Source organism: Polaromonas sp., from assembly GCF_035638815.1.
Classification (GTDB): domain Bacteria; phylum Pseudomonadota; class Gammaproteobacteria; order Burkholderiales; family Burkholderiaceae_C; genus Polaromonas.
Genome location: NZ_DASQZG010000016.1, coordinates 114,507 through 128,930 on the forward strand (window position 1 = coordinate 114,507; position 14,424 = coordinate 128,930).

The 14,424-nt window shown below is 57.6% G+C and carries 14 protein-coding genes; 3 read left to right on the forward strand and 11 right to left on the reverse strand.

The window, feature by feature from the left end; genetic code table 11:
• Positions 1–34: 34 nt before the first annotated feature.
• The 5 genes from VE934_RS10785 to VE934_RS10805 form a co-directional block, all read right to left on the reverse strand.
• The gene (locus tag VE934_RS10785) at positions 35–964 is read right to left on the reverse strand and encodes a competence/damage-inducible protein A (RefSeq protein ID WP_324887271.1); all 930 of its coding nucleotides are present in this window, start codon (positions 962–964) and stop codon (positions 35–37) included.
• Between the two features lie 33 nt (positions 965–997).
• Positions 998–1,918: an EI24 domain-containing protein gene (locus VE934_RS10790; RefSeq protein ID WP_324887273.1), complete on the reverse strand. Its 921-nt coding sequence runs from the start codon at positions 1,916–1,918 to the stop codon at positions 998–1,000.
• A 27-nt stretch (positions 1,919–1,945) separates the two neighbouring features.
• The gene (locus VE934_RS10795) at positions 1,946–2,902 is read right to left on the reverse strand and encodes a sterol desaturase family protein (protein WP_324887275.1); all 957 of its coding nucleotides are present in this window, start codon (positions 2,900–2,902) and stop codon (positions 1,946–1,948) included.
• A gap of 3 nt (positions 2,903–2,905) precedes the next feature.
• Positions 2,906–3,769, reverse strand: coding sequence for a polysaccharide deacetylase family protein (locus VE934_RS10800; protein ID WP_324887277.1), 864 nt, complete (start codon positions 3,767–3,769; stop codon positions 2,906–2,908).
• A gap of 106 nt (positions 3,770–3,875) precedes the next feature.
• Positions 3,876–4,823, reverse strand: a complete 948-nt coding sequence (locus VE934_RS10805; protein WP_324887658.1) for a YncE family protein — start codon at positions 4,821–4,823, stop codon at positions 3,876–3,878.
• A gap of 163 nt (positions 4,824–4,986) precedes the next feature.
• Here VE934_RS10805 and VE934_RS10810 point away from each other — a divergent pair, with 163 nt between their 5' ends.
• Entirely contained in the window at positions 4,987–5,766 is a 780-nt protein-coding gene (locus tag VE934_RS10810; RefSeq protein ID WP_324887279.1) for an alpha/beta hydrolase, read from the forward strand.
• 89 nt (positions 5,767–5,855) lie between these two features.
• On the opposite strand, the gene VE934_RS10815 is transcribed toward VE934_RS10810, so the two are convergent.
• Positions 5,856–6,449, reverse strand: a complete 594-nt coding sequence (locus VE934_RS10815; protein ID WP_324887280.1) for a molybdopterin-dependent oxidoreductase — start codon at positions 6,447–6,449, stop codon at positions 5,856–5,858.
• 41 nt (positions 6,450–6,490) lie between these two features.
• Positions 6,491–7,225 (reverse strand): 16S rRNA pseudouridine(516) synthase, encoded by a 735-nt coding sequence (locus VE934_RS10820; RefSeq protein WP_324887282.1) that lies wholly within the window; start codon positions 7,223–7,225, stop codon positions 6,491–6,493.
• Positions 7,226–7,351: 126 nt separating this feature from the next.
• On the opposite strand from VE934_RS10820, the gene VE934_RS10825 reads away from it, so the two are divergent.
• A complete protein-coding gene (locus VE934_RS10825) occupies positions 7,352–8,635 on the forward strand; it encodes a phospholipase D-like domain-containing protein (RefSeq protein WP_324887285.1) in 1,284 nt (427 codons plus the stop codon).
• Positions 8,636–8,797: 162 nt separating this feature from the next.
• Here the strand turns inward: VE934_RS10825 and VE934_RS10830 are convergent, their stop codons facing one another.
• Positions 8,798–9,355, reverse strand: a complete 558-nt coding sequence (locus VE934_RS10830; protein WP_324887287.1) for a hypothetical protein — start codon at positions 9,353–9,355, stop codon at positions 8,798–8,800.
• 247 nt (positions 9,356–9,602) lie between these two features.
• The gene (locus VE934_RS10835; RefSeq protein ID WP_324887289.1) at positions 9,603–10,538 is read right to left on the reverse strand and encodes a TraB/GumN family protein; all 936 of its coding nucleotides are present in this window, start codon (positions 10,536–10,538) and stop codon (positions 9,603–9,605) included.
• Positions 10,539–11,142: 604 nt separating this feature from the next.
• Between VE934_RS10835 and VE934_RS10840 the strand changes: the two genes are divergently transcribed.
• A complete protein-coding gene (locus tag VE934_RS10840) occupies positions 11,143–11,928 on the forward strand; it encodes a hypothetical protein (RefSeq protein ID WP_324887291.1) in 786 nt (261 codons plus the stop codon).
• 400 nt (positions 11,929–12,328) lie between these two features.
• Here VE934_RS10840 and VE934_RS10845 read toward each other — a convergent pair whose 3' ends face one another.
• Both VE934_RS10845 and VE934_RS10850 read right to left on the reverse strand, forming a co-directional pair.
• On the reverse strand, positions 12,329–13,297 hold the full coding sequence (locus tag VE934_RS10845; protein WP_324887293.1) for an ArdC family protein: 969 nt from the start codon (positions 13,295–13,297) through the stop codon (positions 12,329–12,331).
• A gap of 107 nt (positions 13,298–13,404) precedes the next feature.
• Entirely contained in the window at positions 13,405–14,346 is a 942-nt protein-coding gene (locus VE934_RS10850; RefSeq protein WP_324887295.1) for a hypothetical protein, read from the reverse strand.
• Between the last annotated feature and the right edge of the window lie 78 nt (positions 14,347–14,424).

Genomic DNA, 14,424 nt, shown 5'->3' on the forward strand with positions numbered 1-14,424 from the left:
AGTGCAATCAGCGATGATCCATATTGGTGCAAGCTTATCGCACCAATTCGGGGCCCAATTTGAGGTTGAAGGCATGCAGTCCCGCAAGCATGGCCGGATATGCCGCATTCACGGCCTCCGCCGCACCTTTGACGCCCAATTCAATATGCCTGCCGTATTCGGGATGATCCACGCTGGGGAGGCTGAACACCTTGACGCCCGCGTGTTTCGCCTCAATTTCGAGCATCAAGGGAGTCAGTGCGGCCTCCATGGAGCCCATCACGATCACTGACTTTTCAACACTGGCTTGCGATTGGCGCAAGTCTGCGTACAAGGTGTCCAGCAACCATTCCACCATGGGCCAGGCCATCACCGGAAACCCCGGGAGGAAATGTACGCCCCCACGGTCGCTCGCTTCGTGCCTGCGGCTGGTCCCTGCCCCTTGCACGGGTAGTGGGGCCGTCGCCTGCGGCCCGGCAAAGCCGGTTCCGCGGCTGGAATAGCCATCCCTTTCCACAAAGCAACTGAAACCGGGAATCTTGTTGTACGGATTGGGGACGATCTCCGCCCCTGCGGGAAACATGCCCATGTTCAGGCGGTGAATGTTGTCATGCCGATCAGGCTCGTAGGTCACGCCCTGCTCTCTTGCCAAGTCCTGCATGCGCTCGCGGATAAGGCGCTCGGCTTCCGGATGCAGCGCCAGCTCTGTGCCCAAAGCACGGGCCGCGCATTGCCGGGTGTGATCGTCTGGTGTCGCACCTATGCCGCCGCACGAAAAGATCACGTCGCCGGTTTCGCGCGCTGCAGTGAAAGCACGCGCCAAGGTGGCGGTGATACGTGCAGGGTCGTCGCCCACGTAGTCGGCATAACTCAGTTGCAGGCCGCGCGCCGCCAGCAACTCAATCACCTTGGGCAAATGTTTGTCTGCCCTTTTGCCGGAGAGAATTTCATCGCCGATGATGATGAGTCCGAAGTGCTTGCTCATGTTCAAAATGTGGGGTGGGTAGCGGTTGCCGCATCAAGGCTGCTGGCCCGGCGTGCGGGGTGGGGGTAAGGTCTGGAGATCGGAGGGCGCCCTCACCCGTTCTTCATACGCTATTGATTCAATAGCATCCGGCGTACGTAGATCGGGGGTAAAGGCATTGTTTTGCCTGCGAAACTCGTCAAGTGCGGCAAGCAGGTAGTGCGAGAACCAGAGCGACGAAAACGCAAACACCAGCGTGTAGATCCAGATGGCCACCGGCACAAGAATGGGCGCCATGGCCACAAACATCGCGCCTGAGGCCCAGATCAGGCTGGGCGCAGCCCCGAGGTAGCCGCTGACCACGCCGATACCCAGCAACCGGGTCCGGTGCTGGCGAAAAATCACACGCCTTTCTTCGGCGCTCGCATGGTCAACCAGCGCGTCGTAAGACATGACCCGGTAAGTCAACCAGCCCCATATCAGCGGTGGAAAAATCAGGATCAGCGGCGGAATCAACCACAGCGGCAGCGACACGATCAGGGCGACCAGGGCCAGCAAAGTCGACCCCAGAGACCACAGCAGGCTGCTCAGCAGGGAGCCGCCCTTTTTGCGTTGCAGCGCGGGAAAACGCCGCTCAGCCACCAGCGCAACCATGGCCGGCGTCATCAGCAGCGCAACAAAAAGAAGCGTGGCAATCACGATGGCCGGAATGGCCAGAAAAAGCAGGATTGCAGGGGCCAGCACCACGCGCAAATCGCCCAGGCCCAGACCTTCCAGCCAGCGCACCATGCTGGCCAGCAGCTCATAACTTTCCAGGCCGCTGCGCACGGCGGTGATTGCGTCCTCCCAGAAAAAGTAACCAAGACCCAGCGATACCACCGCCATGATGATCAGCGGCAAAAACGAAAGCGCAATCACCCGGGGGTGCAGGCAATACACGGCAGCGCGCCAGAAGGAGTCGAAAATCTTGTTCATCTGGCTAGGATAGCGCGCCCGGTGTCATCACGCGCGCCCCACAAGGCGCTTGAGCCCAAGCCATTGCTGCGACCAAAAGCCGCGCCCGTAGTCGCGGCTTTTTTCAACCTGGTCGCGAACGCCCGTAGGGTCATAACGCAACTCGAAATTGGCCGTGCGAAACAGCATGTCCCACCAAGGGAGCAACACGCCAAAGTTATGTCCACCCACGGTGCCTCTTCCTGCTGACTCGTGCCCTATCCCAATGCTGTGATGCAGGCGGTGAAAACGCGGGCTGACCCAAAGCCGCTCGCCGATCTGTCCAAACCACAACCGCACATTGGCGTGCTGAAAACTTTCGCTGAGCTGCGTGATTGCCACGATGGCTACAAATTGGCCAGGAGCCACACCGATCAGCTGCGCCGCAATGACCATCAGGCTGTCGACCAGAATATCGTCCAGCAGATGATTGCGGTTGTCGCTCCACATCGTCATCTGGCGCTGGGCATGGTGCAGCGAATGCAGGCGCCACCACACGTCCCACTGATGCTGGCCGCGGTGAATCCAGTAGCCGATAAAGTCAAACGCCACCAGATAAATCACAAAGCTCATGACCGCGCCGTCAGTCACACCGGGCCACAACTGGTCCAGGTGAAAGGTGCCGTATCCTGCCGTGCGCAACGCGCTGAAGGCATCATCGAACCATGGGTCCAGCATAAAAAAGAGCGCGATACGGAACAGGCCCAGCCGGTGAATGACCGTGTACAGGATGTCTGTGCGTATGGTGGCCCGGTCCGTCAGAGGCTCGGCTGGCCGCCACCTCTGCAGGGGGCCAATAACCGCGAGCAGGACGGCAATCTGGATCAAACCGACCATGAACCACGCCGTGGCGGCATACGCGTCTTCAAGCAGGTTGCCCAGCCCCATCGCAAACATGGCGGGCTGCACAGCCGTCTCAAACAGCCATTGCTGCACCACGGAAAACAGGCTCTCTATCCAGTCCATCACCTACTTGCCCCGTTTGCCCGGTGCGAAACCCACAGGGGCGGCAACCCAGGCTCTGTATTGAGGATGCTCTCGCAAAGTCTGAAAACAAAAGCCGCGGGACTTTAGCCCGACTACCAGGGGCTCCAGCACGGTCGGAGCCCAAGGGTCTTTGCGTGACCAGATCCCAAGGTGCGCCACCAGAACGTCGCCCGACTGAATGCCCTGCAAGGCCTTCTTCAGCAAAAAGTCATTGGGGTATTTTTCGCTGGAGAGCTCGTCTCCCAAAAAACCCGCCGGTGCCCAGCCCACATGGGCATAGCCGCAAGCTCTGGCGGCGGCTACCAGGTTTGGCGAGGTCTTTCCACCGGGCGCCCGAAAAAGTGGCAGCGCCTGTTTGCCAGTCATCTCATGCAAGCGAACGGTCGCGCGATCAAGCTCCTGACAGTATTGATCAGCGCTCCACGTGAAGTCCTTGCCCTCTGCAGGCCCCGCAGACGGCCGAATCCGGAATTGCGCGGGCTTGCCAGCCGCAGCAGGGATATCGCCGCGCCAGTAGCTATGGTCCCAAGTGTGCGATGCGAACTCATGCCCTTCAGCAGCGCGCGCCTTCCACCAGGGCGCCCAGTGCGTCCCCAGGCTCCCGTCGCCGGTTTTAGTCCGCTCGTTCGCGGCAAAAAAAGTGACCTTGACCTGATGCTTGTTGAGGATGTCCGCCATCAGCGGCGCCACTTCCATGTGACCGGTGTCCAGCGTCAGGTAGACGGGCTTGCCAGGCTTGCCTTGGGCATCAAAACAGCCTACTGCCCAAGCGGGACGGGCGCCGATAGCTATGAAAAGAGTAGCAACGCATATCACCGTTAGCGCCGCACTCACACTCTTATTCAAGCCGGGGCCGCGGAACCGGCTTTGCCGGGCCGCAGGCGCAGCGGCCCCCCGGGGCAGGGAGCTACACGGAGTGAGCGACCGTGGGGGCCACATGCAGCGTGGGGGCTCACCTCTTAGCGTGATCAAGCGTCCAGACGCCATGAGGGCTCTTTCCAACTTTGACCTGGCGGACAACTTTGTGGCTCGCCATATCAATTACCGTGAGTTTGCGCGCCCAGCGTGAAGTGACATAAATCAGCTTGCCGTCTCGCGAGACTTCAATGCAGTCCGGCCCACCTGGAGCGTTATAGCTGTCTACCACCGTCATGGTTTGCAGATCGATCTTGCTGATGGTGTTGGCCACACGGTTGCTCACCAGCACATGACGCCCATCGCCCAGCGCGCGAAAAGCGTGAGCCCCGGCTGCAGTTTTGATCACCTGGCTGCGCTTGGGCTCTTTGCCGGTCACGTCAAAAACTTCAACAGAGTCTCCACCAGTCAGGGCCACCAGAATCTGCTTGTCGTCGGCCGTACCAAAGAGGTCGGCAGGTACTGCACCGGTCTTGATTCGCCACTTCATCGCCTGACTCGCCAGGTCAAGTGCGATCAACTCGTCGCTGTCCTGCATGGTTGAGTAAACCGTGGTGCTCTTGCTGTCTATCCACAAATGGCTGGGAGTCTTGCTGGTGCCCACGCGTTTTACAAGTGAAATATCGGTGCCGTTCCAGCGATAAATATCAATGTGGTTAAGCCGGTTGGCGGCGGTTACAAACCACTTCATGTCCGGTGAAAAGCGCAAGTGATAGGGGTCAACAATGTTGCGAATCACACGCTGCACGTCAGCAGTCTTGGGGTCGATGAAAGTCAGCGTGTCCGACAACGCGTTGGCCACGATGAGTGATTTTTCATCGGGCGTCAGGTACAGATGATGCGGCTCTTTACCCGTGGCGATGCGTTTGGTCTCGGTCCAGGTGACCGGGTTGATGACACTGACATCTGCATCCAGCGAGTTGAGTACAAACAGGGGTGCAGCATGTGGCGCAGGCAGTGGCGCAGCTTGGGCCAGGACTGGCAATGACGCCCCCGCCAGACAGGACAACAGCGCGGCGGATAGCAAATAACGGGGCAATTTCACGAAACTACTTTCTGGGCGTCAAGGCAACCCTTAAGTGTAGCGGCCGGGGACCTGTTCAACGCTTTCCGGGAGCCTGCGGATTACATCCTTTACGATGAAGGACATGGATTTCGTCTCAATTCAGGGCGTGCAGCTTGAAGTGCAACGCATCCCGGGCGCACCGGGGCGATCAACTCTGGTGTTCCTTCATGACGGGCTGGGCTCCGTCAGCCTGTGGACGCAGCTCGGTAAGAGCTGGCCGCAGGCAGTTTGCCTGGCTACAGGCAGGGGCGGCCTGGTGTATTCACGCCGTGGTTATGGACACTCGGACCCGGTGGCGGACGCTCGCGGGAACGGCCGGTTGGACGCCAACTATCTGCACCGGGAGGCTTGGGAGGTATTGCCGCAACTACTGGCTGCCGAGGGTCTCAACCGTCCCGTGCTGGTGGGCCACTCTGACGGGGCCAGCATTGCGCTTTTACATGCCAGCCAGCATCCGGTAAGTGCCGTGATTGCCATGGCGCCCCATGTTCTGGTTGAAGACATCGCCATCAAGGCTATTGCAGAGGCGGCCACCCTGTACCAGGGTGGCGATCTTCGCCAGCGCCTGTCCCGGCATCATGCCGATGTGGACGGCGCTTTCTGGCGATGGAACGACGTGTGGTTGTCGCAAGCGTTTCTCAGCTTTGACATCCGCAAGGAATGCGCACAAATTACCGCGCCGCTGCTGTTGGTGCAAGGTACTGGCGACGAGTACGGAACCATGCGTCAACTTGACGAAATTGCTCTCGCCGCACCTCATGCCCATCAGTTGAGGTTAGCCGCTTGCGCTCACTCCCCGCACCGTGACCAGCCCGAAAAAATCACCCAGCGCATCGCCGACTTTCTGCAAAACGTGCCGTGACGCTATTCTTTAGATAGCAAGCTTTGCCCGTTATACATGGGCAAAAAGTCGATTTCATTGAAAGAATAAAAGCCCCGCCTAAGGAGGATTCAGGCTTCTTTGACCTCAATATGGTAGGTAGCCCATGGGCACAGGGCAAAGCGGGCCGACAGGGGTTTGGCCGCCATGTCGGGAAATCTATCGGCGTCGTAGACCGCCCACAAGGGCCCCAGCCCACCCAATGCCATCGGTTGCCCGTCCAGATGGGTGGCCACGATGAAGCGGTACCTGACCGCATCAGCAACCGCAATCCGGGCGGCATAACCGTCAACCGCGCGCAGCAACAGCGCGGTGCCGGGAAGGGGCTGTACACCGCATGCCTTCAACACGTCAAGCAGCAAGGGGCCCTTGAGCAGATGTCGCTTGCCGTCGTACTCCAGCGTCGGATTGATGGCGACAGCGGGTAGCGCAGTGATGGCGGCGAAGTCAAACGCATGCGCTTTGTCAAAGCTGATCTTCTGCTTGACCATCATCTGGTCGCGCACCGGGTCCAGCGGTCCACGGTTGCCCCGCCCTATCAGGCCGCTCACGGTCAGCAGAGCCGGACCGCGCAAAGCTTTGGGCGAAGTCTGGCTCAAGGCCAGAGAGGGAGACATTGCCACGCCCACGGCGGCAGCGCTTAGAAATTGACGACGTTCAGTCATGAGGCTCCCTTCTTTTGTTGGCCGCGACAGGCGATTCAGTCTCAGTTTTTAGCCGAAATGCTTGCGAGGTCTGCCGGGGGGAGCCAGCGCCACTCGCCCGGTTTCAGATCAACCGGCAGCACCAGCTGGCCGATGCGGGCACGGTGCAAACCGCCAACATCTTCCACCCGGTTCCCAACCGCTGCGATCATCCGTTTGACTTGGTGATACTTGCCTTCCGTCAACGTCAGGCTGAGTTGCTGCTCTCCGGTTTTTTCGCAGGCTGCCGCGCGAACCGGCTTGGGGTCATCATCCAGCACCACGCCAGAAAGAAGCTGCTGAATCTGCTTGTCGTCAACCGGATGTTTGGCACGTACCTCGTACACCTTGGGAACATGGTGCTTGGGAGAGCTCATGCGGTGAATGAACTTCCCGTCGTCTGAAAGCAGCAGCAGGCCAGTGGTGTCCTGGTCCAGTCTTCCCACAGCCTGAACGCCCGCGGCCGCCCCACCCCCGCGCTGGCGAATCGGCGCGGGCAGCAGGGTATAGATGCTCGGGTAGGTGCTGGGCTTCTGGGAGCATTCATATCCTGCGGGCTTGTGCAGCATCAGATAGGCTTTTTCGTGGTACTCCCACGCCACGCCCTGCACGTTGAACTTCAGGCCGTCCGCTATGAATTCCATAGCAGGCTCCGCACAGGGGACGCCGGCCACACTCACCAAACCCTGCTGAACCAGCCCCGTACAGACGCGCCTGGTGCCAAATCCCTGCGAAAAAAGAATCTCTTGAAGTTGCATGTTTGCCATGCGCTATTGTCACATCGCAAGTCAAGGCAATGGACTACTACGGATGAGCTTGCGCGCTTTCAAGCGCACCCAGGGCGTTTTCGTAATGTGCGGATCACCCACCGACATTTTCCAAAAATGACCAAAAAAATGCACACTGGTATGACGATTGCCATTACTTTCCTGCTGACCATCGTCGCGGTCCTGCTGTTTATCAACTTCAGCAGCGGAGAAAAAAACGTCACCCGCGAGCTGCCGCGCCTGTATTCGACAGCCGATCCGCAGTTCCAGCGCGCGATGGGCACACTGCTGGGGCCTGGCATCGTGGGGGGCAACCGTGTGCAAGAACTCCTCAACGGAGATCAGATTTTTCCCTCCATGCTAGCGGCCATACGCGGGGCCCAAAAATCCATCACCTTTGAGACCTACATCTACTGGTCCGGAGACATTGGCCGGGAATTTGCCACCGCGCTCGCGGAACGCGCCAAAGCCGGGGTCAAAGTCCACGTTTTATTGGACTGGGTAGGCAGCGCCAAGATTGACGATTCTTTTTTGCAGGAAATGGAAGCTGCGGGCGTCGAAATACGCAAATTTCACAAGCCGCATTGGTACAATCTTGCCCGCATGAACAACCGCACCCACCGGAAGTTGCTGGTTGCGGACGGGAAAATCGGTTTTACAGGCGGCGTAGGCATCGCACCCAACTGGACAGGTGCGGGGCAAGACCCAGACCACTGGCGCGACTCCCACTTCCGCATGGAAGGCCCAGCCGTCGCCCAGATGCAGGCGGTTTTCATGGACAACTGGTTGAAGGTCACCGGGCGGGTCATGCACGGCGATCCGTATTTTCCGGCGCTTCAACCAGCAGGCCAAAGCTCAGCCCAGGTCTTTTCCAGCTCGCCATCCGGCGGCAGTGAAAGCATGCAACTGATGTATCACCTGTCGATCACGGCAGCGCAGCGCAGCATTGATCTGTCCAGCGCTTATTTCGTCCCGGATGATTTGACCAGCAAAACTTTAATCGACGCCCTCAAGCGCGGCGTCAAGGTCCGCATCATCACGCCCGGCGAGATCATCGACACCGAGACGGTCCGCGCAGCCTCTCGCGGCACATGGGGCCCGCTGCTACAGGCGGGGGCCGAAATTTACGAGTACCAGCCCACGATGTACCACGTCAAAGCCATGGTGGTGGACAAGCTGCTGGTCTCGGTCGGTTCGACCAACTTTGACAACCGCTCTTTCCGGCTCAACGACGAGGCCAACCTCAATGTGTTTGACCCGGCCTTTGCCGAGCGTCAGGCCAAAGTCTTCGAAGACGACCTGCGCAAGTCACGCCGGGTGACGTTTGAGGAATGGGCTGACCGGCCAATGAAAGAAAAACTGAAGGAGCGTCTGGCACTGCTGCTCGGCTCGCAGCTTTAAACACCGGTGGGCAAAAAAAACCGCTCAGAAAGACCGGGCTTTAGGAGATGGTGGTGGAATGCGGTCTTGCGCCTAAATACCCTCTTCCAACGAACGCGGGCAACTGCTGAAATTGATACGATTTGCGGAGTTCCAACAAAATACAGCCCTTGAATTCCTCATTCATTCTTTGCACTGAGTTCCAAGCCTCAACTCGCAAATCAAGTCCAACCGTTTAACTTTGAAGGTGGACTCAAACAAAGTGTCGGAGTATGCGCTGTCATAAAATCGCAAAAAATCTGCCATCGAAGTTCTGTCAATAAGTGCTTTGACAAACACATAACTCAAAAAATAATAGCTTTTGCGAAACTCAACGTCTGTCATTAATTCAGAAGGCGCAGGCTGACTGGACCCCAAGTACCTGAATGCCCAATCAACAGGAGTGGGCAAAGCATTCGCAGCGTTCGGCCCAACGGACGCGTTTGGCATAACAGCTCTAGCCACATAGTCGGCAACCCCCTCTCGAAGACTATGGCTATTGAACTTCCACGTGAAAAGATGCGTCATCTCGTGGACAAGCGTCGCGTTCGCTCCCGATTTGAATCCTTCGTAGGCACGTGAGTTTAAAAAAATGACAGCGCGTGGGTCATTCATGTGCTGGTAGCCCTGCCACACATGAGACACCCGAACGTTGTTGGATACCACGACCTTGATTTTCGGCCCCAGATTACGGGCATCCAATTGCCGTGCCAGTTGCTTCTCAATTACCGTATACAGGTGATCGATGAGTTCGACAAACCCGTCCTCTACTTCTAGATCATCGCGATAAAGTTCGACTCTGGAAGTTTAGCTGACCAATTTGGCCTTGCCGAGAATCAGTGCATCTGGATTTTCGCGTCGCTGAGCGTGGCAGGAAATTGCTGTTAATGAAAATGCCAACGCAAGCAACGTCCGAAAAAACATGTGCGTGCCGTAGACGCCTAAATTCTTACTGACCGTTGTCGTTTCGTAGCGGAACGAAGGTCACGGTGTACCCTTTTTCTTCCAGCAGCTTGGGGATTCCGTGCGTTCCGGTCATATGGGTGGCACCCACGGCAACAAAGATGCGCTTCCCCTCAGTGTGCAAGTCATCAATTTTTCTCGCCATCAATACGTTTCGTTCATCATTGATGCGTCTCGCAAAGTCTGGAAATTGTGCGTTCATTTGTTCTGTGTCTTTAATGAACGTTTGCAAATCATTGCGCTGCCATGCCTTGGCCAGGGTGGCCAAATGAGAGGAAAGAACACCATGTTCAAAACTTTTAAGGCTTGAATTGAGTTGCGCATCAAACTCAACCTGCGATCTGGGGCGAAGCGCGTTGATTTGTTGATCCAAACTTTCGAGTTGAATGATGGGTTTGTTGGTGCGTTTTGCAATTTGCATCAACCGCCCATCAGGCCCATAGCCCCAAAACAGGCCGAGGCGATTGGCTTGAGATTGCATGAGAAGATGTGTGGCGGGCTGCGCAGGGTCATGCGCAATGCATTCTTTTTGGTAGGCTGATTTCAAGCGCCCAAGCTGTTCCTGTGACATCTCAAATTTTGAGGTTTGACTAGTCGGAATTGGTTGTTGAGGCTCATAGACATTAATTTCGACAGCGAGCACGTCACTGGTGCGCATGCCTATCATGACCTGCAAGCCTGGTTTGGCATAGTCAATGTGCATCAAATGCATGGTCCCATAAAGCCACGAAGTTCTTCCAGACTTTTCAACACGCCACAAAAGACCTGCATTTTTTGCAGGAGTCTTTTCGATGTGCTCACGTGCTTGCTCCAAAGGCAGGGGTTGCGGTGGGCACTCCTGCGCCAATGCACCAGTGGTCATCGCAGGCAATAAAAACGCGGCAATGCATGTTCGCAATGGTCTGGCCGTTTGAATGAGCATATGGGTACTTTCAAAAATATTTAGAAAAAATCAATATGACTTTGCCGCGTAACATTTTATTTTTGAATACTCGTTACTGTATCGCTTGCTTTTCGATAAAACCTTTAACTGGATTGAAAACGGGCACACAGAGGTGCGCCGGTTGGCGCGAAGTCGCAAGCCGAAGTGAAAAACCCCGCCAGACTTGGGGCCTGACGGGGTTGATCGACATGCAAAAAGAGTGTCTTTGCAAGTTTTGATGGTGGAGCTGGGGGGAATCTCCACCATATTGCTTCAAGTGGTTGTTTTTAAACAATTTTTCGAGGCATATTTCCTCGAAAACCCTCCAAAATGATACCCATGATGATACCTCAAAGGACGAATGATCCGAGTCCGCGCGCATGCGGACGCGGGTTCAATTGAGCGATTCGACCTCTCGGTTACACAGGGAGGTTGCCCAACACCCACTTCACACGCTTGAAAGCATTACACGCCAAGCCCTACAACTTTCGCCACCTCAACGGCTGCCAGATAGGCTCACTTAAAAGCTAAATGCTTTAATAAAATTACTAAGAATCTTTTTTGAGGCTACAATCGGCACACTCAAACTTTTTGGAGTCAAATCATGACCGCCGAAAGCGTCCCCGAAATCAAACCCGCTGCATCTCAGACCGGGAATCAACAGTCCACCGTCGACTTCCCATATATCGACTTGGATGCCGCTGTTGAGACCGCCCAGGGCGTTCACAGTGCAGGCGGGATGGCTTGCGAAGCTGAGCAACTGGCGGCACAGCTCAACATGGAGTCTAAGGGCGGAGGGTTTCGGCAACGCATAAACGGCGCGAGGATCTACGGCTTGATTACCTACGAACGCGGCGGTCGCATCACGCTCACCGAACTGGGACGCCGCGTCATTGATGGGGAGAAAGAGCGTGCAGCGCGGATCGACGCGTTCCTTGCGGTAGAGCTGTATGGGAAGGTCTACGAACAATTTAGGGGCAGCCCGCTGCCCCCGCAGGCTGCCCTCGAACGCTCGCTGGTTACGCTGGGGGTAGGCGACGGTGTGAAGGACAAGGCGCGTCAAGTCCTCATGCGCAGCGCTAAGCAGGCGGGATTCTTCGACATGGCCGCTGATCGACTGACCAAACCCGCCATACGCGTCGATGCAGTCGGAAAGACCGATGAAAAGCCGGCGCAGGAAGATCCGAAAAAAAATGGCGGCGGCGGTGGTGGTGGTGGGGACCACCCGCTGATTCAGGGGCTGATGCTCACATTGCCGAAGTCCGGCGAAGATTGGGAATACGAAGAACGCTTCAACTGGCTGAACATGGCCAACAGCATCTTCAAGATGGTCTACAAGGCCAGCATCAGCGATTCCGATGTTGAGGTAAAGCTGATGAAGCGGCCATAAAGAAAAAGCCCAAGAAGCGGTTACGACGCATCTTGGGCTCTTGGTAAGGTGGTGAGGGCGTCCCTCTGCCACCTGCACCGGTCTGTTGAGGACAACTCCGAGTTTAACACTCGGTGAGGTGCAGGCAAATATCGCCCTCGAAACTCTCTTTATAAGGAGTGTGGAATGACCTCGTCTGACCACTGGCCGAAGAGCGTGTATGTGCGACCCTACGTTCGCTGGCGTTTCGAACGTCTTGAAAATGTAACGGACCACTTTCGCTCACATCCTCATCAGCTCGAACTGTTCCGCTGAAACAGTAGCTGAGCGACGTTAGCCCTTCAACCCCGGCTGTCTGTCAGACGCCGGGGTCTTTTGCGCCAGCCGCTCTTGCGCGCCTGCGATATTGAACTCTTCCATATTACAAAACCAGGCGAGAGGGGCGGGCCACCGCAGCCACCTCTGACCGAGTTTCGCCCATAGCCGGAGGGACTACAAGCGGCTGCGCCTCAACCGCCAGTTTGCTGACGTAATCGCAAATCTTCTGCGCGTTCGCCGCCGCCCTGAAAATCTCGTTCTTATCGCCTTTGAGCACCTGCAACCAACTCGCTAGGTATCCGGCATGCGAGGCGATGAGCGATGGCCCCATGGGCAAACCAAGCTGGGCACCTAGCTGCGCGGATGCCAGCTCGGCAATGAGTTCGAGTCGGGCGTATTCGGCAGAGCCGAAGCGCGGGACATCCGACGACATCATGGCCAACCGCTTCACGGCCTGGCTGCCATGTCCGGCAGCCTCATGTAAAAGCGTAGCGTGGAAGTCCTCCAAACTGGTGAACTCGCTGGCCGGTGGAATCCGCACCTCGTCCGTGCGCGGCAGGTAGCACGGTTGGAAGCCCTGCCCAAAGTTGACTTTCAGGCCCGTGCCCTGCAAGCCGAAAATAATCTGCTGCACCGCATCGGCGCAGGTTACGGTGCAATCGCGCACCGGCATAGGTGCCATCCCGTCGATCTGGCTGGCGTTGAACACTGTATAGGCCTTCATGACCAAGGCCCTGTTGCCCTCTTCGGCCACCACTTCGCCATCGGCGTCCGCTTCTTTGGCCGCCTGCCTGCGATTGACCTCCACCATCTTGACGATGCGCGTGCCGCGCTCGCCCTTGCGCACCTGTAAGCCCATATATTCGGCCTGTCGGTAGGTGAGCCACCGGGCGTCCCCATGGATGGCCCCTGCGATGGCCAAAATGAGCTGGTTTATGCCCTTGTAGGTGGCGCCACTGCTGGCGTTGCAATGCAGATACCCGGACGACCAGCTCTTGCGCCAGGGCGGCGCGCCGCCCTCCTGGGACATCAAAGCGACTATTTCCGACGTGATCTGCTCGCGAATATCCACGGCGCTCTCCCGATGCCCCGCCATGCCTCTCTGGCGCAGCGACTTGCTATCGGGATAGCTTCGTAAAACGCGGCCCGCCTGTCCGGGCCGCTGGTCGATTGGTGGGGTCAGGCGGCCAACTGGTTTGCCCAGCCATCGACGACATGCGGCCAGAGTTTAGATTTCAGGCTCATCGGCGTCAGCGCTGAATGCTCGTCATCGCCTTCAAGGCTGGCCATGGCGGCATGCAGATCAGCCAAGGTGATGCCCGCGCCCGCCCAGGACTCATAGAGCGTCCTGGCCTCCGGCGTGTCGGTTTGCGTGAAGGTCCAGTCCCCCGCGAGGACCGCGCGGATGTCGCGCGCGCTCAGCGGCGCGCCAGCCGCTGGCTGCCTTTGCGGATTTTCCAGGTCGGCAGCCGCGCCTGTGGCGCGGCTGGGCGGGGCGGTGTCGGCGCTAGCCGTGCCCGCCCCGCCAGTATTGTTCTTTAACTTTGTTAAAGCCAATACTGATAGAGAGGGGTCAACCACCTCGGAAAGCCGCGTAGCCATTGGGGAATCGTCAAACGGCGGCGTGTCATCGTCCGGGGAAAAGACACCCTCCGGGGCATCCCAATCCGGGGAAATAGGCTCGGGTGCGCGGCCCTGTTCCTCCCGCGCCGGAGCTGGCGTCCTGAGCGCGGACGCCTGGCGATTGATGGGGGACAGCGGAAGCTCGAACAGCAACCCGCCGTTGGCGCGCTTGTCGTGCTGCACCAGCAGGCCCACGGCAGCCAAGCGGCCCATAAAGTCAGCCGCCTGGGTGTCGTCGATGCTTCCCATCCCCCTGCCCTGCACCCCCGGCGCGGTTACGAGACCGGCGATGTCTTGGTAGGTCAGGCGCTGCTTGCGGAAGTTGCCGACCATGCCGGTCTTGAAGTTCGCAAGCCATTTGAACTGCATATAGGCCCAGCGCTCCCGGAAGCCCAGCTTTTGCAGCGCGGCCCATTCGTCTTTGTTGAAGCTGATGTAGGCGTCCCGTGCTGCGGTAGGTGCCGTCTTTCTGGTGGTTGATCTGTTTCTCGTGTTCATGTCGTCCTCCTTGGACGGGCTAAATGCCCAGAATGGTTAAGTACCAAACCCCCTGTTCTGTATGGCAGTTCGGTGGCT